General features: G+C 61.7%; 20 protein-coding genes and 1 pseudogene. 2 read left to right on the top strand and 19 right to left on the bottom strand.

The features are described 5' to 3' along the window. Positions 1-7 precede the first annotated feature (7 nt). The 14 genes from GSQ93_RS13545 to GSQ93_RS13610 form a co-directional block, all read right to left on the bottom strand. The gene (locus GSQ93_RS13545; protein ID WP_158936201.1) at positions 8-1,282 is read right to left on the bottom strand and encodes a dicarboxylate/amino acid:cation symporter; all 1,275 of its coding nucleotides are present in this window, start codon (positions 1,280-1,282) and stop codon (positions 8-10) included. Between the two features lie 46 nt (positions 1,283-1,328). Next, positions 1,329-2,339, bottom strand: a complete 1,011-nt coding sequence (locus GSQ93_RS13550) for an ABC transporter substrate-binding protein (RefSeq protein WP_158936202.1) — start codon at positions 2,337-2,339, stop codon at positions 1,329-1,331. Positions 2,340-2,353: 14 nt separating this feature from the next. After that, positions 2,354-2,614 (bottom strand): hypothetical protein, encoded by a 261-nt coding sequence (locus GSQ93_RS13555; protein WP_158936203.1) that lies wholly within the window; start codon positions 2,612-2,614, stop codon positions 2,354-2,356. 13 nt (positions 2,615-2,627) lie between these two features. Beyond that, complete coding sequence (locus GSQ93_RS13560) at positions 2,628-3,014, bottom strand: DUF4280 domain-containing protein (RefSeq protein WP_158936261.1); 387 nt, start codon at positions 3,012-3,014, stop codon at positions 2,628-2,630. A gap of 2 nt (positions 3,015-3,016) precedes the next feature. After that, the gene (locus GSQ93_RS13565) at positions 3,017-3,766 is read right to left on the bottom strand and encodes a toxin-antitoxin system YwqK family antitoxin (protein WP_254073871.1); all 750 of its coding nucleotides are present in this window, start codon (positions 3,764-3,766) and stop codon (positions 3,017-3,019) included. Then, positions 3,763-5,658, bottom strand: a complete 1,896-nt coding sequence (gene tssI, locus GSQ93_RS13570; protein ID WP_158936204.1) for a type VI secretion system tip protein TssI/VgrG — start codon at positions 5,656-5,658, stop codon at positions 3,763-3,765. The genes GSQ93_RS13565 and tssI overlap by 4 nt, the downstream gene beginning before the upstream one ends. 4 nt (positions 5,659-5,662) lie before the next feature. Further along, entirely contained in the window at positions 5,663-8,407 is a 2,745-nt protein-coding gene (gene tssH / locus GSQ93_RS13575; RefSeq protein ID WP_158936205.1) for a type VI secretion system ATPase TssH, read from the bottom strand. After that, on the bottom strand, positions 8,404-9,603 hold the full coding sequence (gene tssG, locus GSQ93_RS13580) for a type VI secretion system baseplate subunit TssG (protein WP_158936206.1): 1,200 nt from the start codon (positions 9,601-9,603) through the stop codon (positions 8,404-8,406). The genes tssH and tssG overlap by 4 nt, the downstream gene beginning before the upstream one ends. Next, a complete protein-coding gene (gene tssF, locus GSQ93_RS13585; protein WP_158936207.1) occupies positions 9,558-11,321 on the bottom strand; it encodes a type VI secretion system baseplate subunit TssF in 1,764 nt (587 codons plus the stop codon). Before tssF ends, tssG begins: the two co-directional genes overlap by 46 nt. Further along, positions 11,314-11,742, bottom strand: coding sequence for a type VI secretion system baseplate subunit TssE (tssE, locus tag GSQ93_RS13590; protein WP_254073872.1), 429 nt, complete (start codon positions 11,740-11,742; stop codon positions 11,314-11,316). The genes tssF and tssE overlap by 8 nt, the downstream gene beginning before the upstream one ends. Before the next feature lie 99 nt (positions 11,743-11,841). Next, the gene (locus GSQ93_RS13595; RefSeq protein WP_158936209.1) at positions 11,842-12,330 is read right to left on the bottom strand and encodes a type VI secretion system tube protein Hcp; all 489 of its coding nucleotides are present in this window, start codon (positions 12,328-12,330) and stop codon (positions 11,842-11,844) included. Positions 12,331-12,394: 64 nt separating this feature from the next. Then, a complete protein-coding gene (gene tssC / locus GSQ93_RS13600) occupies positions 12,395-13,906 on the bottom strand; it encodes a type VI secretion system contractile sheath large subunit (RefSeq protein WP_158936210.1) in 1,512 nt (503 codons plus the stop codon). Between the two features lie 102 nt (positions 13,907-14,008). Beyond that, a complete protein-coding gene (gene tssB, locus GSQ93_RS13605) occupies positions 14,009-14,563 on the bottom strand; it encodes a type VI secretion system contractile sheath small subunit (protein ID WP_158936211.1) in 555 nt (184 codons plus the stop codon). A gap of 662 nt (positions 14,564-15,225) precedes the next feature. After that, positions 15,226-17,013: a hypothetical protein gene (locus tag GSQ93_RS13610; RefSeq protein ID WP_158936212.1), complete on the bottom strand. Its 1,788-nt coding sequence runs from the start codon at positions 17,011-17,013 to the stop codon at positions 15,226-15,228. A 230-nt stretch (positions 17,014-17,243) separates the two neighbouring features. Here GSQ93_RS13610 and GSQ93_RS13615 point away from each other — a divergent pair. Beyond that, positions 17,244-17,453 (top strand): annotated as a pseudogene (locus tag GSQ93_RS13615) (SDR family oxidoreductase); the annotation flags it as partial. A gap of 88 nt (positions 17,454-17,541) precedes the next feature. Here the strand turns inward: GSQ93_RS13615 and GSQ93_RS13620 are convergent. The 5 genes from GSQ93_RS13620 to GSQ93_RS13640 all read right to left on the bottom strand — a co-directional run bounded on the left by GSQ93_RS13620 (position 17,542) and on the right by GSQ93_RS13640 (position 22,692). Further along, positions 17,542-18,414: an oxaloacetate decarboxylase gene (locus tag GSQ93_RS13620; RefSeq protein WP_158936213.1), complete on the bottom strand. Its 873-nt coding sequence runs from the start codon at positions 18,412-18,414 to the stop codon at positions 17,542-17,544. Positions 18,415-18,448: 34 nt separating this feature from the next. Then, positions 18,449-19,846 carry an MFS transporter gene (locus tag GSQ93_RS13625; protein WP_158936214.1) on the bottom strand — a complete coding sequence of 466 codons (1,398 nt, stop codon included), beginning with the start codon at positions 19,844-19,846 and terminating at the stop codon, positions 18,449-18,451. Positions 19,847-19,870: 24 nt separating this feature from the next. Beyond that, the gene (leuD, locus tag GSQ93_RS13630; protein WP_158936215.1) at positions 19,871-20,494 is read right to left on the bottom strand and encodes a 3-isopropylmalate dehydratase small subunit; all 624 of its coding nucleotides are present in this window, start codon (positions 20,492-20,494) and stop codon (positions 19,871-19,873) included. Beyond that, complete coding sequence (leuC, locus tag GSQ93_RS13635; protein ID WP_158936216.1) at positions 20,491-21,909, bottom strand: 3-isopropylmalate dehydratase large subunit; 1,419 nt, start codon at positions 21,907-21,909, stop codon at positions 20,491-20,493. Before leuC ends, leuD begins: the two co-directional genes overlap by 4 nt. A gap of 63 nt (positions 21,910-21,972) precedes the next feature. Then, a complete protein-coding gene (locus GSQ93_RS13640; RefSeq protein WP_158936217.1) occupies positions 21,973-22,692 on the bottom strand; it encodes a GntR family transcriptional regulator in 720 nt (239 codons plus the stop codon). A gap of 258 nt (positions 22,693-22,950) precedes the next feature. Here GSQ93_RS13640 and GSQ93_RS13645 point away from each other — a divergent pair, with 258 nt between their 5' ends. Continuing rightward, positions 22,951-23,937 carry an ABC transporter substrate-binding protein gene (locus GSQ93_RS13645; RefSeq protein WP_158936218.1) on the top strand — a complete coding sequence of 329 codons (987 nt, stop codon included), beginning with the start codon at positions 22,951-22,953 and terminating at the stop codon, positions 23,935-23,937. Position 23,938 lies beyond the last annotated feature (1 nt).

Below are 23,938 nucleotides of genomic sequence, written 5' to 3' on the forward strand. Positions count from 1 at the left end.
GATGGTCCTAGATCTTCAACGGACGCGGACAGATCAGCGTCACCGCAGCTGCGTTGCCTATCACGAGGATCAGCGTGCGCAGCATGTCGCACAGAGGATCGACCGCGAGAAACAGGATGAACGCGGCTTCAAACGGCAGGCGCAGATACGCGCACGTCATGCCCACCAGCGACACGGTAACGAGACCCGTCATTCCGGCCGATGCAAACCCCGCCAGCACCGACGCGAGCAGCACCGTGGCCAGTTCGACGATGCCGAGCGCGTGCCCATACAGTTGCGCGATGAAGAGGGTCGCGCACACGTAATAGACCATCGGTCCGACGCGCAACAGGGAGATCGTGAGCGGCACGAGCAACTCGACGCGTGAACGTGCAAAACCGAGTCCATCGACGAGGCTTTCGATCATGCTCGGCATGCATGCCGCGCTATTGCGGGTCGCGAGTGCGAGTGCGAACGGCGCGCGCAGTTCGTCCAGTGTCTTGCCGAGACTATGACTCGACCGTTTCCAGATGATCACGGTCGCGAGCAGCAGCAACAACACGGAAGCGACGAAAAACGCGATGACGAAGTGCAACATAGCGTGCAGCGGTCCCACGCCCGACTTGCCGAGCTGGGCCGCGCTCATGCAAATCAGGATCAGCGGCAGCGGATAGCTGAGCCAGTGCATCAGTCTCTGACAGGCGTGATAGATGGTCTCCAGCGACTGGCTAAGGCCGGCGGAAATGCGCTCGGGCACACGGCCGACCGCAAGACCGAACAGCAGGGCGAACACCAGCGCCTTGAGCGCGTCACCGTTCGCGAGCGCCGCGAAGATGTTGGTCGGCACGAGGCTCGTCAGGACGTCGGAAAAACTAAGCGATGGGGGCGTGACATCGGCACCGTACAGGCTCATCACGGTGTCGCTTGAGGTGCTGTCGTTGCCCACCATCAGACCAAATGTCTGCATCGTCGCACTCGACAGATTCTTGCCGGGATGAAGCACCAGCAACACGATTGCGCCCACCACTGCCACGGTCGCCGAGGCGCACAGGAACACCGTAACCACCCGAACCAGCAGGCGCGAGGTGCCGCCGTCGCGAAACAGACGCTGCAAGCTGAAGATGACCGCCGAGATCATGAACGGCAAGGTCGTCATCTTCAGCAGGTCGACATAGATGTCGCCGATGAACCCGAGTTTCTGCGCCTCGACGGGCATCAGCAAGCCGAGTGTGCCGCCGATCGCGAGGCTGCCGATCACCACCCACGGGTTCAGTACGAATGCATAGATCCTGCTGGAATTCATGATGTGCTCTCTTGCGTGTGTGCGTATAAGCGTATGGGTGCGCGCATCAGTCGGTGGTGGCCTGCAGGACCGTGCTTACATCGAACTTGGTATTGCGCTCGGCCAGGAACTGGTTGACGAACGCGAGCAGCGTCGGCTCTGAAACGTTCACGCCGATCGCAAGCGTGTCCTCCAGATCCTGCAGCGTGACGACACGAAACCGCAGTGACGCGGTCGGGTCAAGCTTGAGCACGCGCTTCACCTCGAACTCGTCGCGATAAGCCGCCGTCACTTCGCCGAGGTCCAGCGCGCGGAGCACCGACTCCCAGGTTGGATAACTGTGCACCTCTGCCTTCGGAAAATTGGTGACGACATAACTGGCGTACGACGAATTGGCGACTACTCCGATCGAACCGTCGTACGAACGGATCACTTCCGGTACTCCCCGTCCGTGCGCAAGCTGTGCAAATTTCACGCGGTTGAGCAGCAACGAACGCTTCAGGCTCAGGTAAGGCGTGCTGAAAGCGATCACCTGTGCGCGCGACAGCGTCCGCGACAACTTACTAACGGCGAGATCGGCCTGGCCTTTAGCGAGCAGGCTCACGACGTCATCGAAAGTTTTCGCGTCGCGGTTGAAGCGCACCTTCACGCCGAGCTTCTTGGCGATGTCGTCGGCGAGGGTAATGTCGAGGCCGGTCAGCTTGCCGAAGCGTTCTTCGAAGAACGGCGGCTGGTCGACGCCAAGCACCGCGACCACCAGCTCTCCTCGCCCGACGATACGTGCGAACTCAGGCGCGAGCAGCCGGCCGTCGGGCATCTGGACAAGTCCCGTCGATGTCGTCGGCAAGGCGGCGGCCGTCGTGGCTACAGCTACTGCTGCGGCCGGTGCGCCGGGCGCGCCGGGTTGCGGCGGCCGGCTGCCTGCCGCGCCGGCGGGCGACGCAGCCAGCGTGAGGGTGGCCGCGAGCAGCAGGGCCGCCCCGCGCCGCACGCCGCCCGTGATCGTGATGCGCGCCGCTTGCGCCACGCGGTCGAGGGTCCGGGCAAAACGGGTAACGGTAAAAGGCAGAGACGACATGAAAAGCACCAGTCTTAGAGAGTCGAGGAAGCGGGAACCGCGGCGAGGTCACTAGAACCTTGCGATGCACCTTGCGATGCCGGCTGCGATGGGGCGCTGTCGGTAGATACCGCTGAGCGGGTTGCCGAAGTCATTGGCGCATCGGCGGAAGGCGTTGCGCTGAAGCGCGCGCCGATCTCGATGCCCAGCACGAACAGCAGGACACAGAGCAACAACGCGCAGGCCGCGGCGATAGTCACCATCCGTGAAGTCATCGAAAAAACGTATTGCTGCATCGGGCTTATATCCTTAAGGAACCATAGTGGTGAACTGCGCGGGCGCAACGATCTGGATAACGCCTCCCCACGAGCACATCAACTTCGACGAGTTCTGCAGCGCCGGCTGCCCGCCGATCAGCACGGTCGGCGATCCGGGCACCCACGGCGCAGCCGTGACCGGCAGGCAGGGCATGGGCGTCAGCGCGCCGAGCGCGGCGGCGGTCGCTGCGGCGACCATCGGATTGCCCATGCAGCTGCATGTCCCGAATGGCATCACGTTGACCATCGGCAGGTGGTCCATCACGGTGGCCGCCGGCGCGCCGGACAGCACGCCGTTCACCGGCAGCACGCCGAGCGATCCGGGCGCCGCGCCGAAGCTGCATTGCAGCGTGGTCCCTGCTGTGACCTGAATGCCCATGTCTAGCCCCTGACCCATTTTTCAAAATGCTTCACGAGCCGCGGCGCGGCCGGCGCGCTACCAGGTGCCGGCGCTGCGTCCACCTTGCGCCATTCGCCTTGCGGCTTGCCCTGCTGGAAGGCGCGCTCTTCGATCACGGAACCGTCGGGTGCGAAACGGCGGATAGTTCCATGCAGCAGATTCGCCCGGTAAGGTGACGACTGAACCAGCGCGCCGTCGCGTGCGTACTCGCGCGTTTCGCCTTCGAGCAGTCCAAGGCGATAGTTCATGCGCCGGACGATCACGCCGTCAGTCATGAACAGCGCCTCGCGATCGAGTTTTCCGGCCTCATACGTCATCCGTGACGTGACGAGTCCCGACGGTGCATACGACACGCTCTCGCCATGCAGCACGCCGTGTACGTAGTGCTGACGCGCGGCGAGGCACCCTTCCTGATAGACCGTCACCACGCCGTGCGCCTTGCCGTTCAGGTAGTGCGCGTGCTGCAGCGGCACGCCTTGCTCGTCGAACGAGCGCAGCGGTCCGTTCAGTGCGCCATGCGCAAAGTTGGCTTGCAGCAGCAGGGTGCCGTCGGGCGCATAGCGCGTGCTCTCACCATGCGGCACGCCGGCAATCATTGACGCGCGGCCGGCGAGGCGGCCCGCTTCGTCGTGTTCTTCGACGATCTGCGTGACTGCATCTTCCGACGATGCGGATGCGGGTGCGGCTGTTGCAACTGGCGGTGACAGGAAAGTTTCGATCGCTTGCCTCAATTCAGTTTGACCAGGCCGCCCTTGAGCGCGAGCATGCCGCCGCCGTCGACGGTTTGCGTCGCCGACGCCTTGTGTGAAATCGTCATGCCTTCGCTGCTCAAGGTCGTTCCCGCCTTGCTCGCGTGCGTCGTGCCGCCCTCACTGGCCAGCGACGTGCCCGCCTTGATGCTGACCGATCCCGTCACGTCGATCACCAGGTTGCCGGTGACCTTCAGCGTGTAATTGCCGCTGACGTTTTGCGTGAAGGCAGCATGGTTGGTGTGCGTCTCGTCACCGGTCACGCCGAGCGTTCGGCTGCCCTTGACGGTGTGCGTTTCCTTGCCGGTCTGCACGTCGATCGTACGGTCGCCCTTCTGGATGACATGCGATTCGGCACCGGCAATCACCGTGGTGGTCAGCGCGTTTTCGATTGCGACGTTCAAGTCTTTTTGCGCGTGGAAATAGAGCTCTTCGGAATCGAGCTTGTCTTCCATGCGGATTTCGTTGCCAGCAGTACCGCCCTTTGATGAACGCGAGCGCATCACGCTTTGCGTCTGCAACGAAGGCAGCGCGACGGGCGTCGCGTTCTGGCCGTTGTAAACACTACCCGTCACCAGCGGCCGGTCCGGGTCACCGTCGACGTAGCTCACGACCACTTCCTGCCCAATGCGCGGCAAGAACAGATGCCCCCATCCCTGGCCTGCCGATGATTGCGACACGCGCACCCAGCATGAGCTGTTTTCATCGGCGCCGGCACTGCCGTCCCAGTAGAACTTCAGCTTCACGCGGCCGTTTGCATCGGTCCAGATTTCTTCGCCGGACGAGCCGACCACTTTCGCGGTGTGCGTGCCGGCGACCAGCGGACGCGGCGTCGTGAGCGGCGCGCGAAACGGCACCGATTCTGGAAACACATGGAACTCGTTGCTATAGGTATCGTTGGACGCCGTGTGCGTGACGGCGCGCACCACATACGACACATTGAGCGCGCTGTTCACATGCCCGCTCAACGCGAACGACGTGCCCGCCGTCAGCGCGTAGCAGTAGCTGGCGCCGCGCCCGGTCTGCTGCTGGACGGTTTGCGCGGCGAGCCGGACTGCGGATTTACGCGTGCCGTCCGCGCTGGTCGCGTACTTGCCGGGAAACGTATAGCGCCGTCCGGTGGGTATCGACGCGCTTGCGCTCGACGATGCCGTCGAACTGGCCGCGGTGAGATAGTCGTAATCGGCAAGCACGTGGACGCCTGACACGATGTCCTGCGTCATGGCAAATTCAGCGACGCGTTCGGCACGCGGCGCCACGCTACTGTCCGGTGAAAAATACAGCGTGGGCTGGCCGACTTCGTGCGCCGACGCGCTGTCGGCGAGCACCATGGTGTGAGCGCCGTTGGAGAAGGTGAAGAAGTAGAAAATGCCTTCCTCTTCCATCAGCCGCGAGATGAAATCGAACGCGCTTTCGTCGTACTGCACGCAGTATTCGCGCACCGCATAGTCGGTACCGCTGATGCGCAATTCGAGCGGTACCTGGAAGGTGCCCAGCACGGTCTTGACGATATCGAGCGCGCTCTGGTTCTGATAGATCATCCGGTCCTGGCCGAGCGTCAGCAACCACAAGCGCGGCGCCAGTTCCGCCGAATAGAAACCGTATTGCGAGTTTGCGCCCGTGTGCGCGAAGCGCTTGACGATACCGTTGAAGTAGCGCGCCGTGCCGACCTGATCCTTGACTGTCACCGTGACACCCTTGCCGATGATCGTCTGTGCGTCGAGTGCCTTGTTCGTCGAGTGCATCCGCAAGTCGAAATGAAACGGCTCGGAAATCGCCTCGCGACCGCCGAACCCGTCGAGCAGCAGCACATCTGCACCGAACGGCGTGGTGACCGATACGAAGCAGTCAGCTTGGCTGGGCACGGTCGACATGCTGCTACGCCTCCTCGACCGACAGGAAGCGGAATTCGATACCGCCTGCATCGTTCAGCGCGAGGTGCACGCCGCCGAACGGTTCCGCGATCGAGATGCGTTCCAGCACCTGGCGCGCGAGCTCAGGCAATACCGATTGCGTCAGGATGTGATCGACATTGCGCGCGCCGCTATCGACTTCCTTGCAGCGCTCGGTAATCAGCGCGGCCAGCGGTTCGTCCCACGTCAGGCGCGCATGATGATTGCGCTCGAAACGCTGCGCGAGCCGCGTGAGCTTCAGGTTGACGATGGACGTGATCTGCGCGTCGCCGAGCGGGTAGTACGGCACGAGCACGAGACGGCCGAGAAACGCCGGGCTGAACTGCTTGAGCAGCGCCGGACGCAGGCGCTCTATCAGCGCCTCGGGTTCCGGGCGCCGGCCGCCCTGGCACGCGTCGGTAATGATGTCTTGTGCCGCATTCGAGGTCAGCAGGATCAGCGTGTTCTTGAAGTCGATCGGCACGCCTTCGCCGTCTTCCATCACGCCCTTGTCGAACACCTGAAAAAACAGTTCGAGTACGTCAGGATGGGCCTTTTCCATTTCGTCGAGCAGCACGACGCTATACGGGCGACGCCGGACCGCTTCGGTCAGCACGCCACCGCGTCCATACCCCACATAACCCGGCGGCGCGCCCTTCAGGCCCGACACGCTATGGGCTTCCTGGAACTCGGACATGTTCACGGTAATCATGTTGCGCTCGCCGCCGTACAGCGTATCCGCGAGTGCGAATGCGGTTTCCGTCTTGCCGACACCGCTCGGTCCGACCAGCAGGAATACGCCGACCGGTTTGCCTGGATCGTCGAGATCGGCGCGGAACGTGCGCACCCGGCGCGCGATTGCATCGAGCGCCTGGTTCTGGCCGACCACGCGCTCGGCGAGCTTGTCCTGCAGATACAGCACCGTGTGCAGTTCGTCGGCGAGCATCCGGCCAACCGGAATTCCGGTCCAGCCGGAAATTACCTTGGCCACCATGCCGGAATCGACGCAGACCGGCACCATCGGCTCATCGCTTTGTACGGCTTCGAGCCCCTTCTCCAGGCGCGCAAGATTCGCCGTCAACGAGGCACCGTCTTCACTATCGTCGCCTTCCGCCGCCTTGCTTTCGTCCGCCAGATAGAGGCCGATCTTCTTGCGCCACGCGATGATCTCGCCGACCGCGTGCTTCTCCGTGACGAGCTTGTCGCTCAGCCGCGCGTGCTGTGTACGGTGCTCCTCGAGTTGCTTCGTGATGCCGACGATCGCGTCGGCGTGATCGCTTCCCGTGGCGGCTTCGTGACGCAGGATGCGCAACTGGTTCTCGTTGGTCTCGATCAAGCGGCCCAGCGCCTCGATTTCCTCGGGCACACCGTTCTGCCCGATAGCAACCCGCGCGCAGGCGGTGTCGAGCACGCTGATCGCCTTGTCGGGCAACTGGCGTCCGGAAATGTAGCGATGCGACAGCTTGACGGCATCGCGCACCGCGTCGTCGAGAATCTCGACGCCATGATGTTCCGCGAGCTTTTGCACCATGCCGCGCAGCATGTCGATAGCAACCGCCTCGGTCGGCTCCTCGACCTTCACCACCTGGAAGCGCCGCGCAAGCGCCGGATCACGTTCGACGTATTTCTTGTATTCCGCCCAGGTCGTCGCGGCGATGGTACGCAGTTCGCCGCGCGCGAGCGCTGGTTTGAGCAGGTTGGCCGCATCGCCCTGTCCCTCGCTGCCGCCTGCACCAATCAACTGATGGGCTTCATCGATAAACAGGATCACGGGCACCGGCGACGCCTTCACCTCGGCGATCACCGACTTCAGCCGATTCTCGAATTCACCTTTCACGCCGGCGCCTGCCTGCAACAACGCGAGATCGAGCGAGCGAACCGACACGTTCACCAAGGCGGGCGGCACGTCGCCCTGCACGATGCGTTGCGCGAAACCTTCGACGACTGCAGTCTTTCCGACACCCGCCTCGCCCGTCAGGATGGGATTGTTCTGGCGCCGCCGCAGCAACACGTCGATCAGTTGGCGGATCTCAGCATCGCGGCCGCGGATCGGATCGATCGCGCCTTCGCGGGCTAACGCGGTGAGGTCAACGGTGTACTGGTCAAGCGCAGTGCGGTGCGTGCCGCCCCCCGGTCCGCGCGGCATCGACGGCATCACGGGTTGCATGGGCGAGGCAGCCGTTTCACCGGCGACGGCTGCTGCCTCGGCGGGCTTGCCCGTGACTGCAGCGGTGCGCGCGGCGGCCCCGCCAGCGTCTTCCGCCGAGCCGGCCAGCACGGTCGGCAAAAGCTCGCGCAACGTCGCGCGCGGAATATTCAGCAGCGCCGGCGCCGATTCAAGCAGCAGGCCGCGCAAGCTGTCGACTTCGAGCAGCGCCAGCAACAGCGTGCCCGAGCGGATCTGTTGCTCCGCGAGCAGCATCGAACTCAACAACCACGCTTCCTGGAAGAGTGACGAGAAATTCGGCGACAGGGCCGGCGTGCGGCCGTTGCCGCGCTTGAACTGGTCGACCGATTTCTGCAGTTGCGCAATCAGCGTGTCCGGCTTGATCTGGAAATGCGCGAGGATCGCGTGCAGATCGGGCGCGTCCAGTTCCAGCAACGTCAACAGCAGATGCTCGACATCGACGTTGTAATGCGTCTGCCGCACGCACAGTTGCGCGGCCTGTTCCATCGCGTGCTTGCACTCCGGGTTGAGCCGGCTCAGCAGCGTACGGATATCAATGTTCATGCGCTGCATCCTTCAAAGTGATGCTCGGGTTTGGTGGCCGCGCGCAGCGCGAGCCGGACCGGCGCCGGCGCTGCGGCGGTCGTGCCGCTTGTTTGGGTGGATTGAGCTTCGCGGGCTGGCTCGCCGTCATTTGCGCCACCTACCCATGAGGTCCAGCCGAGCCGGGCCGCATTCACGCCGCCGAGCGCACAGGTCACCCGTTGCGGCGCGAGTTTCAGCACGAACTCCACATCGAAATCCTGTTGCACGTAACAGTGGATCAGCCATTGCGCCAGCGCGTGATCCGAGCCGCCAGGAAGCAACGCGGCAAAGCGCTTACGCGATAGATCCGCGAACTCAATGCGAATGCCTGCCGCCTGGTCCCACGCCCGGCGCCCGAGCATGCTCTGTCCGCCGAGCCGGGGCGCGCGTGAACCCACCCGCGCGAGCCGCATCGAATCCGTCTTGTCGATCTCGCGCCAGCCGCCGACAAACTGCACACCGCGCACCGGCATCCCGAGGCGATCGGACAACAAGGCAAGCAGGCCCGTCATTGAACGCGGCGCTGCACTGAGCAGCCCGGCGTGACGCAGCCACAGCCGTTCGTCGTGCGGGCCTCGCATCGCACCGTGCAGGCCAAGGTTGCTCAACGCATCGAGACAGATAGCCAGCGCCGATGAATGCGGCGAGCGCCAGTTCAGACCCGGCGCATGCTTTTTGCGGCTGCGATAGAGAAAGCACAGGAAGCGGTGATTGAAAATATCGAGCAGGTCGGCGGTTGCGGAGTCGCGCTGTGCACGGCCTTCCAGCACCAGTTCGGTAAACGGCATGGGCAACGGACCGTTCGCGCCGGCCAGCGTCAGCACCGGCGTCGAGAGGGTGTAGGCCGGGCGTTGTGCATAAGCTGCACTAGGTGCGTGAGACGCATCGTGCGGCTCGTGTTCATGAGCTTCATTAGCATCACGAACGGATTGGCGCTTCGGCAACTCGCCGCGCCGCACGCTGCGGACATCGCTTGGCTCGAAGGTAAGCGACACAAAACCGCTCAACCGCACGCCTTCGCCCGCGCCATTACCGCGCCCGAGCGGACGCGCGTGAGGCACGGCACGCTCAAGCAGACTGATGGCCTGGAACAGGTCGAATCCTTGTGGATTCGCGATGAGCCGGGCGATCAGAGCAGCTGCTGGCAACCGGTCATCGGCTCCCATTGCTTCCATATCTCGTCTCCACGGCGCACGACCAACCGCACAAAAGAATTAACCGATGTGTACATCGCGAAAAAGCGCGCGAGCACCGCGCCCATCAGCAACGGCGAGCCACCAACGAACGCATGGGCGTCGAACTCGATGCTGACTTCGGTACCGCGGCAGTATCCGCGCCATGCGTCGGCGCCAACATGCGCGGTCACGTTGCGCGCCTGGATGCTCTTGATGCCGTGAATCTGGTCTTGCTCGCGGGTGCTCTCCGACGCAAACAGTCGCAGCATTTCCTGCAACTGCTTGTGCCCCGTCGCGCCGCTCACGAGCGAGTGATAGTTGAGCGTCAGCATCGAGATCAACCGCCATAGCGTCTCGCTGCCAAGCGGCGGACTGCGCTGCGGCGTCGGTTCATAAAGACAACGCACCCGCACGTTCTGCGATACCTTTTCGACCAGCATGCGCGCGCCGACCGGCAACTGTTCGGCAAGGTGCCGGTTGGTGCACATCACGTTCGCGTAGACGACCGGCTCGGTCGGCTGGCTGCTGACATTGCCTGCGTCGACGAAGCTCAGGAACATGTCGGTGCCCTGCACGTTCTCGCGCAAACTATGCTCGCGGCGCGCGGACCAGAAGACGGTCGCGCCGTTTGCATCGACGTGGTCGATCGCCGAGAACCCCGGCACGGTGGCCGAGCGTTCCATCGACGGGTCCGATGCAACTACGGAGACAATCGAATGAATTTCGGTCATGGCGTCGCGCCGCTGGTCCGCGACCAGCCGATATTCGTACTGCCGATGATCGATCGCGATGGGTTCGCTGGTCTGCGAGAACAGGTTCACGATCGGCGTGCAGCCGAGCTTGAAATGTTGCGCGCTCAGCATGCCGAGTCCGCGCGGCACGCGTTCGAGATGCAGGACGATTTCGCACGTGCGGCCAGTGCCAAGGCGGCCAGCCAGATGGTGCAGATCGAAGAAATGAAACTTGCGCGGAAAGGCGAAATATTCCTGCATCAGCCCATAGGCCGGCTGCGCATGCGGCGGCTGCGGCAACACATTGTCGGCTTCCGCGTACCCCACTTCGCGCCAGGCCGACGCGGATAAAACGACACCCCCGCCCCCCTCCGGCCGCAGCGATACATCGGTCACGCTCGACGCCAGCAGTTCATAGAGCGGCATCGTCACCATCCAGTCGCCGTGCAGATGGATGCGCAATTGCTTGAGTTCGAGCTCCCCGAAATCGACACCCGGTTCGCACTCGAGCGTGAGGCGCAGCGTGGAGTCGTCGCCGAATGCCGCGCGGCTGATCCTCAGCGGCCACAGGACGGTCTCCCACGCCGTGCGGAACCGGCAGGCGTCACCGCTCTCAGTGAGCGCCTGCAGGCCCGTGTGACGCGCCACCTTGAAGCCCGCCGTCACCTTGCCCTGGCTCGGATCGAGTTCGAACTGTGCGACGGTCATCGACGGCATCGGCTGGACGAGCGACGGGCAAACGTTGTCCAACAAGGCCGAAGCAACTTGCGGGAATTCCTGATCGAGATCGCGATGAACACGCGCCGCCAGAAATGCCGTGGCTTCGATCAGCCGCTCGGTGTGGGGATCCAGCGATTCAGTGCCATGCAGCGAAAGCCGCGCCGCGACCTTCGGATAGCGCTGCGCGAAATCGGCGCCCTGCGTGCGCAGATAGGACAGCTCGCGTTTGTAGTACTGCAGGATATCGTCGCGTGCCGGATCAGCCATGTTCCACCCAACGCGGGTCCGCGGTGTAATGGCCGGAGGATGCCAGTTCAAAGGCCACATGGCCCACGCCGGTTCCTTCACGTATCTGGCCGCCGATCAGCAGGACCGCGTCGGGCGCGCAATCGGCGGGGAAAGTAAAACCGACAGTGACATTCGTGAGACGCGGTTCGAACAAGGTGATCGCGTGCCGGATAGCCGCGGCAATGGCGTCGCGATCGCCGCCCGAGCGCAACGAACGCTCCGAGAAGTCCGGCACGCCGTAGTCGATCACACTGCCGTCGGTTGTACCGAACGCTTCGAAGGTGAGCCGCGAACGTGTGTTCAGCAACCTGCCCAGATCGCGCGCCACCGAATCCCGGAGCACATTCTTGCCCGGGAGAAGGGTCTCGCCGCTAGCGGCGAGACGGTCGAACAGGGGCATGACTGAGCCCCTTGAAGTTGCCGACATGACGCGAATACTCCTGATACAGATAAACAGATTGTGAAACGTCTTGCGCGTGGCGCGACCTACCCTCGGCTATCAGGCAGCCGGTGCGACAGCGACGTTCTTCGACAGATCCCAACCGAACGACGCGTTGCCCTTCTTGGTCGAGTCGATGTTCTGCTGTGTGTATTCCGAAGTCATCTGCGTGAAGTTCAGCGAGAACGTATCGCCCATTTCACCGCCGCCGCTTGTACCGATCGACGACACCATCGAATTGGTCAGCACGTACTTCATATGCAGCATGAACTTGCCGTTTTCATTACGGCCGATCGACAGCGTCGCGTCGCCAAGCTTCGTACCTTGCGCGCAAGCCGCGAAGAGACCGGGCGTTGCCTGGTCGGTGCTCTTGGAGAACGAGAACTCCTGGAAATTCGGGCGGCCGAGCGTGCGTTCCGTATTGGTCGCGTCCATGCCCATCGGCAGCGAAACGGCGTGCGAGAACGAGTGGATCACGATCTGATCGGCGTAGCCGTCGATCAGCGCGTTACCCTTGATGTCCTTGATGGAGAGAAGAATCGTATCCATGACTGTCCTGGTTTAATTGGGTAGGTGAGCAAAGTTTGCGTGCGGCCGGGCCGCACGCCATGCATCAGGCTGCCGCTGCGGGCAGTTCCGCCACGAGACGGATCGACGCGGTCAGTTCTTCCATCTGGAAATGCGGCTTCAAGAAGCAGGTTGCGCGATACGCACCCGGCTTGCCCGGTACTTCCGTCACGTCGACACGCGCTTCACCCAGCGGGTAGCGCGCCTTCGACGCCTGTGATGCAGACGGATTAATCAGCACGTAGTCGGCAATCCAGTTGTTCAAGTAACTTTCGACATCGGCGCGCGTCTGGAAGCTACCGATCTTGTCGCGGATGATGACCTTCAGGTAGTGCGCGAAGCGCGAAGCGGCGAGCACGTACGGCAGACGCGACGACAGTTGCGCATTCGCGTTCGCCGAGTCCTTGTTGTAGGCCTTCGGACGGTTAGCGGTCTGGCTGCCGAAGAACGTCGCGAAGTTGGAGCCTTTCGAATTGACGATCGCGATAAAGCCGAGGTCGTTCAGTTCCTTCTCGCGACGGTCGGTGATCGTTACTTCGGTCGGGCACTTCAGAACGACATCGCCTTCGCCGGTCTTGAACGTGTGAGCGACCATGCCGTCCACCTTGCCGCCGCCTTCAACGCCGCGAATCGCCGTCGACCAGTTGTATTTTGCAAAGGCGTCGGTAATGCGCAGGCCCAGTTGATACGCCGAGTTGGCCCACAAGTACTTGCTGTGGTCCGTACCGTCGACGTTTTCCTCGAAGCTGAAGCTGTCCACCGGCTTGGTCTTCGCGCCATACGGCAAACGTGCGGCGTACGACGGCAGCACGAGCGACACGTAGCGGGAATCCTCTGAGTCGCGGAAGCTGCGCCATGCGGCGAGTTCGGCGCTTTCGAATGTCTTCGACAGATCGCGCGTGACGCCCAGTTCCGTGTACGACTTCATGTCGAACAGGCTCGGTGCGGCGGCGGTGATGAATGGTGCGTGGGCAGCGGCGGCCACCTTCGAAATGCGTTCGAGCAACGCAATGTCTTGCGGATGACGGCCGAAGCTGTAATCGCCGATCAGCAGCGAATACGGATAACCGCCGAACGTGCCGTATTCCTCTTCATAGATCTTCTTGAACAGCACGCTCATGTCGTGATCGACGGCCGTTTCGAGATCTTTCAGCAGTTCTTTCTTCGTGACGTTGAGCAAGCGCAGCTTCAGCTTCGTGCTCGTTTCAGTGCCGTACACCATGTCGTGCAGACCCGTCCATGACGCTTCGAGCGCCTGGAACGCCTGGTCATGCATGATCGCGTTGAGTTGATCGGTCAGGAGCGAATCGATTTCGGCGACGCGTTCGTTGATCATCGCGACCACGGTCTTGTCCGGACTCGTGCGCATGCCTTCGTCGAGAATCTGCGACGCGAGTTGCCCGATCAGCTTCTTCGCGTAGACGCTTTGCGACTCCTCGACCGCCATGTTGCCTTCATGAACGATACGTTCAAGCAGGCTCAGTTCGGCGACGGGCGCCGTTGCTTCGAGTGTCTGGGTATCGCTTGCCGCCGTACCGGCTGCATTCTTGCTTGCCATCTGGATCACCTATGAAAGTTCGTTACGCCCGCGGTTGTGGGCATGCAATGCCACTGCGTCCCGATGTGCGCCGTTGTGCGCCGTTGTGCGCCGGGGTGCACATTACGCAGCGGGTGCGACCTCGTTAGCGGCCGGCTCGGCCACAACCACGGCGGCAGGCTTGTCCCCGGCGTGGGCCTGGCTTTGAACTTTCTTCAGTTCCTCCGAGTTTTGGACGATGCGCTCCAGCATCAGGTCGAGCTCGTCGTTACCGTCGAGTTTGGCAAGCAGGTCACGCAGCTGCTGACGTGCTTCCAGGAGCTTGGCCAAGCGCGGGACCTGCTGCACGATGGCTTCCGGATGGAAATCGCCGAACTTGGCGAACTTCAGTTCGACCTTGAGGTTGCCCTCGCCTTTCATCGTGTCGGGAACCGACAGGTCGAGACGCGGCGCGATCTTGCTCATGATCTCGTCGAAGTTGTCGCGATCGATTTCGACCAGCCGGCGCTCTTTCAGCTTCGGCAGCGGTTCTGCCGGTTGGCCCGACAAATCGGCGAGAAGGCCGACGACCATCGGCAATTCACGCTTTTCAATTGCGTCGCCGATTTCCACGTCATAAGTGATCTGGACGCGCGGCGGGCGATTGCGCCCGACCCACTTCTGCAAACTATTGGACATTCGTATCTCCCAGGAAAGCTCGAATACATTGAGAAAACCGTCCCGCTCGCCACGTTTTTGAAGGCGACAGGCAAATCAGGTAATTCGGGGTAGAACACGCAGGAATCGGAGTACAAGGACAGGCGCGCGCAAACGCCGTTTAAACGCCCTCAAACGTATATCGGCAGGGGGTTTTCGGTTCTTTAGACTTATTATTCGAAGCGCGGGTATGTACCTATAAGCGGACTGTGCAGGCTGCCTTCATTTAGAAGCAATACAGTGGTTTTGATCGTGACGACCGTGCGAAACAGGTATAAAGCAGGCGTGAAACGGTATTCATCTGATTAATACAAAAGTAATGTGTAAATATTTGTCTAATTAATAGCGAGATATTTAAGCGGCTATTCTTCTTATAAAATATCGCCGTATTATGACAATCGCGAAATCGACCGTAGGCACGCCCCTGAGTAATCAGCATGGCTAAGCGGCTGGCGAGGTATAACGCCCGCGCTACTGCGGAACCAGGACGTTCGACTCGTTGATCAAGGAGGGGCAAGTGCGAACCAGCGACGGCCCCCGCAGCGCGTCGGCGAAGCGAGGAACCCGCCGACGCCGGCTATTGGCAGAACAACGCGCCGTGCGCGCGTATCAACCCATGCGCGCACATTCCACCTGTAGAGTGCCTAGGTTGCGGCGATGAACGCTGCGGCCTTGCCGGCCATCGTATCGTTGCCGTGATGGTGCACGGCGTGATCGAGCAGACCTTGGATACTGCCGCGCGTTTCCGTTGGACGCGCCTGGAACTTGAAGCCGGCACTCTGCATATACCGCGCGCCGAAACCCTTGAGCCGCGCAAAATAGGCCACGCCGCTGTTGTAAGTCGCTCGATCAACCACCTCGCGACCCGTTGTCGCTTCGTCGCTGAACAAATTGACCAGCGTCATCAGGCTGCCGCAAATTCCCGTATTGAGGGTGAGCATCGGGATCAGTGGGCTGGCATCGCAACCTTCCTGAAAGAACGTCTTGAACTTCTCCAGGTCATGGATGATGCCGCCTCGGGTGGGATCCATATTCGGCTGGAACTCCAGGCCGCGCGGGCCCGGATCGCGCGTGGCCAGCTCGCGCTCCGCCAGGTAGAAATCGCGTGCCTTGACGAGAAACGCATTGATCTTGCTTTGCTCCCACAGGCGAAAAGTGAACTTCACCAGCCACTCGATGCCCGTAACAATCGCCGACACGAGGCTGCCCGCGCCCGGCAGGAACGAGTTCAGCGCCATGGAAATCACCCCTTTCAGCGTGGTCCACAGACCCTGGAAGATGCCCGATTCCATTTCGCCTTCAAGCGCCGCGGCAATCAGCTCGGGGTGTCCGGGGTTCAACTGGATCCGGCGCCGTTGAAGCCACGCGCCGACCTTTTCCGCCGCCGCGCGCAAGGTCTTGACGATACCCGCGCCAATGTCCATGGCCGCCCCAATAAAAGGCGCCGCGCTGGCGAGGCACTGGGTGACGACGATCTTGATCAGCGAACGCACGACGCTGCCGGCCAGGTTGAACGTGCCGGCTGACGAGCCGAGCAAGGCATTCTTGATTTTCTCGAAGGCCCACGTAACGGCGCTGTCTATCTCACGGCGCAAGTTGTTGAGCGTTTCTGTAATCGTGACGAACGCCGTGCCGACCAGGGTGGCCGGCAGCACCCAGGGGTTGAGAAACAAAGCCGGATCGTCCTTGATCATTTCAAAGCCGGCCTGGGTTGTCGGGTAGGTCCAGGTCACCTTCGACTTTACTATCGAGCTATGGGCGTTATCCATGCCGGGCCTGACGGTGCCTGTCGGCGACCATAGCCGCTCGCGGCCATTGGGCTGGCTGAAGCCGAACGTCTCGTCGATTATCTTGCCCGCCTTGGGCACCCCTTTGACGGCCGTCACGGCGCTCTTGGCGAGCGCCTGCCCAGACACCTGGTGCCCAGCCACTGCAACATGGCGGACGGACTGCGCAGCGCTGCCCAGATGCTGCATGTTGGTCGCGAAGCCAGATCCGACTGCGCCGCCCACGGCACCTACGCCCTCCATGGCGACGGTAAAGCAGTTCATGTCGATGTCGATATTGCCCAGCAGGTAGAGCACGCCATAGCGCGAGTGCGGGATATCGAATGTCTGGATCTTGCTGCGTGCGGCTACAGCCGACGGCCGGGGCGGTGCAACGGCGGTTGCCTCGCGGAATATGTACTCCATCAGGCCGCCGCTTCCGGTGTTGCGCGGTACTCGGGCCCAGTTGCCGCCTTTCTCGGCGACGTAGTCGTCAAGCGCGTCGCGCAGCTTAGCGGCCTTGAGCTGGTCGAAACGCGCCGTGCACCAGTCGGTGTACGCAGCATCGACCCGGCGTGTGCTCGCGCTTCGGGAACTGAGTGTTAGCGCCGTGCGCCGGATCCACTCTTGTGCAGTAACAACGGCCAACGGTTCTTTCGCGCCCATATCCCGATCCCCTGTCGCCGATCCAACGGCTTATCCTAGTATCGAACCTTATTTCATCCTGTAAGGTACGTGAACTTCTACGCTGAGCTTCTTTTGCATGCGCCGAAATACCGTCAAGTAGTTAACGGCGCGCGCGCGGCGGACTTTAGTACGGAAACCGAAATTTCGCGCAGGCTAAGCATGCTGGCTGCTCAGTGTTACAGGATGCGCGCGGCCATGATCGCGGGATGACGCTCTGCCCGACTTTCATCGAAACCGCCCTGACTGCTGACATGTTCGAGGCACACGGGTTTCGCCAATGGGTGACCGCCAAGATTGCGCTCGGCCGGGTGGGGCGCGTGGAAGAGATGATGGGCGCGGTCGTGTTCCTCGCGAGCGATGCAACGACACTGATGACCGGAAGCGCCCTCATGCTCGACGGCGGTTGGACCGCTGCCTGACTTGCCAGCGCAACGACGCGGGCGCAGCGTGTTGCGGCCGTTCAGGGCGTCGAAGCTCAACGCCCCCTTTACTGTAGAGCCGCCGATGTCACTCGGCATGCGCCCGATCAAACTCCCATACCGCCGGGAAACCCATCAGGTCGCACATATCCTTGAACGGCATCTGCTCGCTTTCAAGCGCTGCGGTGCCTTTCATCGCCTTGATTTCTCCGTACGCTTTTTCAAGTGCACGCGCCACGCTCAAGAAGCCCGCCGACGGATAGATCGCCAGCGCAAAGCCGAGCCGCTGCAATTCGGCGGGCGGCAATTGCGGCGTGCGCCCTCCTTCAACCACATTGACGAGCAAGGGCAGATCAAACGACTTGCCGATCTTTTCCAGCTCTTCCACGCTTTCCGGCGATTCGATAAACACCACATCCGCGCCCGCTTTCGCATACGCTTCGCCGCGACGCAATGCTTCATCGAGACCAAGCGATGTGCGTGCATCGGTTCGCGCGATGATCTGAAAGTCGGCGTCCTCGCGAGCTTCGGTGGCGACCTTGATCTTCTTCACCATGTCTTCAATCGAGATGACCCGTCGGCCCGGCGTGTGGCCGCACTTTTTCGGAAACTCCTGATCCTCCATCTGAATGCCCGCCGCGCCCGCGCGTTCGTAGCCACGCACCGTATGCGCGACATTGAGCAAACCGCCGTAGCCGGTGTCACCATCGCAGATCATGGGCGTCTTCGCCGTGCCGCAAAACGCGGTGACGCGGTTGATCATGTCGGTGTAGGTCGCGATCCCCGCATCCGCCTCGCCAAGGTAGGACGCTACCGTGCCGAAGCCCGTCATGTAGAGGCAATCGAAGCCCATGGTGTCGGCGACCCGCACGGAAATCATGTCGAAGATGCCGGGCGCTACGACAATCTCGCGCGACGCGAACTTGTTTTTAAGGGCTTTCCTGCGAGCATTGGCAGTCATGTGCTTGACCTCGGTGAATGAATGAATGGATGAGTCAGTGGAGCCGGTTGCCGGGAAGGTCGGCAGCAGGTTGATGAAGCAATTCGTCATCGGGGACGGCTGCGATTTCTTCGAGCGAACGCTGGTTCGTTTCGACGCCGAAAATCACAAGCACCACGACCATCAGCACGAGCGCGCCGCTGATGATCGACAGGACATCCTTGATGCCGCCCGACACGTACATCAACACGACCAGTTGTGGCGCAACGATGCCCGACAGCCGCCCCGCCGACCCCGCGACGCCATTTGCGCGCATGCGGTTTTCTGTGGCGAACAACTCGGGGATATACGTCGCGATACCAAGCGCGACCATGAGGTAGGTCAGCGTGAAGAGCGTGAAGCCGAGTAGCGTGGCCATCTCTACGCTCGTCGAGTTGCCGTAGAGCCAGCCTACAATTGCGGCCAGCACCGCAATGCCGATCAGCCCGTTCTTGCGGCCGATGCGATCGGCGATCAACACGCCGATCAGCGCGCCAGCGGGACCGCCGAGCGACATCAGTGTGGAATAACCGAGCGATGACGCCACGCCGAGCCCCTGCTTCATGAGGAACGTCGGCACCCACACGATGAATCCGTAGATCACCACGTTGATCGCTATCTGGATGGTCACCGCGAGCACAGTGCGGCGCAGCAGGGGCGGCCTGAACAGGCTGCCAAGCGTGGTAGCGCGGATCGGCGTAGCCGCGGGTTCGACGACAGGCGGCAATTCGCGTCCCTCTGCGGTCTCGGCCTCGATGCTCTTCAGGATCGCGTCGGCTTCATCCAGCCGCCCTTTCGATTCGAGCCACCGCGGCGACTCGGGCATCTTCTTGCGCAGCCGCCAGACGATCATTGCGCCAACGCCGACCAGCGCGAACATCGCGCGCCAGCCGATTGCCGGAATGACGAGGTAGCCGAGAAAGGTGGAAAAGAACAGCGCGGAGTTAGTGATCAGCGACAGATACGCCGACCATCGGCCGCGCACGGCAGGCGGAATGAATTCGCCGATGGACCCATAGCCCACCACGATTTCCGCGCCCAGCCCAAGTCCCATGAAGAAGCGGCACACGATCAGCCACGTCATGTTGGGCGCAAACGCGCCTGCCAGCGATGCCAGCCCGAAGATTGCCAGATTGAATTGATAGGTAAACTTCCGGCCTTTGGCATCGCCGAGAATACCGGCGGTGAACGCGCCAATCAGCATCCCTATGAAGGTGGAAGACAAAAACGCCGCGTTAAGCGTCATGCTCGACCAGCCGCTGCGGGTGAGCGCACCGAGCACGCCGCCGGCAAGGTAGATATCGAACGAATCGAGAAACATGCCGCCGCCAATCAGCCACAGGATTCGCCGGTGAAACCGCGACGTAGGCAACCGGTCGAGTCGCGCGCCTGCATGAACTGTACTACTTACCATTTTTTCGGCTCCGGTCAATGTTCGTTAGCGTTGAACGCCGCGCTCAACATATACCCACGGCCGCATCACCGCGTCATTGCGTTGAAACGCCAGGATGCGCGCGTTGAGTTTCATCGTCTGGTCGATTTCGTCGATACCTTCAAGCAAGGCTTCGCGGCGATCGTCAGGGAAATCGAATGCAATCTGATCGATACCGGGCGCCTGGATCGTGCGCGCCCGGAGATCGACGCGAAGCCGTTCACCGAGTGCGGCCGGCCCTGCCAGTGCTTCGATCTGTGTTGCGTCTAGGCGAATCGGCAACAGCCCGTTCTGCAGGCAGTTGGCGTAGAAGATATCGCCGAAGCTCTGCGCGATCACACAGCGAATACCGAATTCCTCAAGGGCCCAGACCGCCATCTCGCGCGAGCTGCCGCAACCGAAATTCGCACCGGACAGCAGGATGTGCGCGTCGCGAAATGGCGGCCGGTTGAGGACGAAGCCGCGGTCCTCGGTGCCATCGGCTTGATAGCGCAACATCTCGAACGCCCATGGCGCAAACTGCCCGCGCTGGAGTTGGGCAATCCGCTCCACACGTACGATCGTGTCCGTGTCGATGTTGTCGCTCATCAGCGGTGCAGCGATGCCTTCGCAAACAGTGAACGCTTTCATGCAACGGCCTCCCCTTCCTCTTCCCCTTCCAGCATGGAGATCCGGCCGGATATGGCGCTCGCCGCTGCCACGCTCGGACTTGCAAGATGCGTGAGCGCGCCCGGACCTTGCCTGCCGACGAAGTTGCGATTGGATGTCGATACGCAACGTTCGCCCGGCCCGACCCTATCGCCATTTGCGCCGACGCACATCGAACAGCCCGGCTCGCGCCATTCGAAACCGGCGTCCAGAAAGATCTGGTCGAGCCCTTCACGTTCGGCGTCGCGCTTGACCTCGATGGAACCCGGCACCACCCACGCCGTCACATGCGCGGCTACGTGCTTGCCTTTGACCACGTGCGACGCATTGCGCAAATCGCTCAGCCGGCTATTCGTGCACGATCCGATGAACACCCGGTCGATCCGCGTCTGATCGAGCCGCTGTCCCGACGTCAATTGCATATAGGCCAGTGCCTTCCTGAGCGACTCGCGCCGCGCGGGATCGGGTTCGCTGTTTGGATCGGGCACTTGCCCGTCGATTGCGATCACATGCTCCGGACTCGTGCCCCAGGTGATTTGCGGGCGAATGAGCGTGGCATCGATCGTAATTTCCTTGTCGAATACGGCGTCGTCAGCGCTCGCGAGCTGCTTCCATTGCGCGATGGCTTGATCAAGCGCCGCGCCCGTCGGCGCATACTCGCGGCCCTTTATGTAGGAGAACGTCACATCGTCGGGCGCGATCATGCCGACCTTCGCGCCGAGTTCGATCGACAGGTTGCACAGCGTCAGGCGCGCTTCCACGGCCAAGGCGCGGATCGCGGGACCCGCATATTCGATGGCATAACCCGTCCCGGCCGACGTGCCCAGCGCACCGATCAGATACAGGATCATGTCCTTCGCTTCCACACCCGGTCGAGTCGCGCCTTCGAAGCGCACGCGGAGGGTCTTCGGCCGCTTCTGCCGGATCGTCTGCGTGGCGAGCACGTGTACCTGTTCCGTCGAACCAATACCAAACGCAATCGCGCCGAGCGCGCCATGCGTGCAGGTATGGCTATCGGCGCAGACAAGCAGCAGCCCCGGCAAGGTCAGTCCAAGTTCCGGACCAATCACATGCACGATGCCCTGACGGCCGTCATCGACATCAAAACGCGGGATAGAGAGCCGCGCCGTCTGTTCGCGCATCGTCGTGATCGCGATGGTGCTCCAGGCTTCATCGCCGGCAGTGCGGCCCGGGCGCGTCGAGATCACGTGATCGAGCGTGGCGAACGTGAGCGACGGATCATGCACTTGCGCGCCGCGTGCTTCCAGTTGGCGAATGGCCGCCACGCTCGTCAGCTCGTGCATCAGATGACGGTCAACATGCAGCAGGCTCACTCCACCCGGCAATTCCTCGATGACGTGCTGATCCCAGATTGTGTCGAACAGGGTCTTGGCCACGTTTCGGTACCTCTTCGTTGGGCGGGATGGAACCCTCGGCCGCCTTTGCCTACCGCGTCACTTTCACTCGGGAAGCTTCAGCGTTGGCAGCTTGACGAGTTCATCGGCTGAATGCCACAGATGCCGCCGCATGGCTTCCGCAGCGGCATCGGGGTCGCCCGCCAGAATTCCGGTCGCGATCGCCTCGTGTTCAGCCAGCGAATTGCGCACGATCTGGTCAACGCCAATGCGCTGACGCAACTGGATCATGAACACCGGCAGTTGATACTTGTCGATCAATTCACTTAATTGAGGATTGCCACACATGTCCACGATGATCCTGTGGAACTGCCGGTTGTCCACCACGAACGCCTGGAAATCCGGCTGCGTGAAATGACGTCGTCCACGCTCAAGCACTTCGGTAAAGCGGGCGCGGTTGTCGCCTTCATCAATCACCTGGGCCGCGCGCCGCGCCGCATAGCCTTCGAGCGCCTCGCGGATCTGGTAGATGTGCGCGATTTCATCGACGGATAGACGGCGCACCACCGCGCCTCGATTCGGAATGAGGTCGACCAGGCCATCGGCGGCAAGACGCCGGAACGCTTCGCGCAACGGGCCACGGCTGATGCCGAGTTCTTCGACCAGATCGCGCGATATCAAGCGTTGACCGGGCACGAGACTGCCCTCGAGAATCTTGCGCTTCAGCAAGTCGGCGGTGCGATCGACCGTCTCGCCGGTGCGCAAGACCGGTTCGAGCACGGCGTGGACGGCGTCGTCAGCGTGTTCGACTGATTCGTAATTCATGGTCTGCATGGTTGGACACGGCGTAAAACGCCATGCCGTTTATCTAAAGTATCAATCAAAAGTGTAGGACAAAACTTCAAGTAATCCGGCTGATTAATGCCGGTGTTTACCCGTGACGAAAACACTAGACTCCATTTTTATAGGGGTTTTAGCGCGATTTAGGTGTAAACAAGCATGCCGAGAACGCCTCCGGGTGCGGAAAAGTATCCTACACTTTTGGCATAGACCAACCAAAAGCCGACGTTCAGGAGACATCCGATGAAAGCCATCCACGCGCTGGCGCGGCTCGCCGCATGCGCTGCATTCGTGACTGCGAGCGCCGCCGGCACCACGAGCCAGGCCGCCACGCTGACGGTGACGCACTGGATCGACGGCATGTACGGCGTGCCCTTTGCAGTGGCGCTGGAGAAAGGCTACTTCAAGCAGAATGGCGTCGATGTCACCGGCTTCATCACGTCGGAGGGCGGTGGCACGTCGGTGCGCAACGCGATGGCATCCGAGATTCCCTACGGCGAAGTCGCGTTGCCGGCGGCTATCGCCGCAATCAAGCAAGGTGTGCCGATCACGATCGTCCATAGCGGTGTGCAGAGCGTGGCCGACTTGCTATGGGTCGAGTTGAAGGACGGCAACGTGAACGGCATTGCGCAGATGAAGGGCAAGACCATCGGCTATAGCAGTCCGAAGTCGATGACCGAAATGATCACGATCGTCGGACTCGAGCGCGCGGGATTGACGGGCGAGGTTCAGCGCAAGCCCGTGGGCGCATCCGGCACGATGATGATCGCGCTGCAGCAGCACGCCGTGGATGTCGCGTATATGACTGAACCCTCGTTCAGCGCGCGTAAGGATCAATTGAGGATCGCGTTCCGCTCAACCGACATCGTGCCCGCCGAGACGCAGACCGTGGGCGTTGTGCGCACTGACTATTTGAAGGCGCATCCGGATACGGTGAAGGCGATCATTGATGCACGCAGCAAAGGCGTTCGCTATCTCATTGCACATCGTGAGGAATCCGCACAAATTCTCGCGAAGGCGTACAAGATCGACCCGGCGATCGCAAAATCCGCGATCGACAACTGCCTCGACACGGATCCGAATTACTGGAGCACGGGCCGCTTCAACTACACGAGCATGGACGAAGTGGTCAAGGGTCTCGTGCTGATCAAGGCGATCGAGCCGGGTCCGTTTGACTGGAAGAAGATCGTCGATGAATCCATGCTGCCGGCAAGCGAGCGTTCCAAGTGAG

This window comes from Burkholderia sp. S171 (assembly GCF_009766085.1).
GTDB lineage: Bacteria > Pseudomonadota > Gammaproteobacteria > Burkholderiales > Burkholderiaceae > Caballeronia.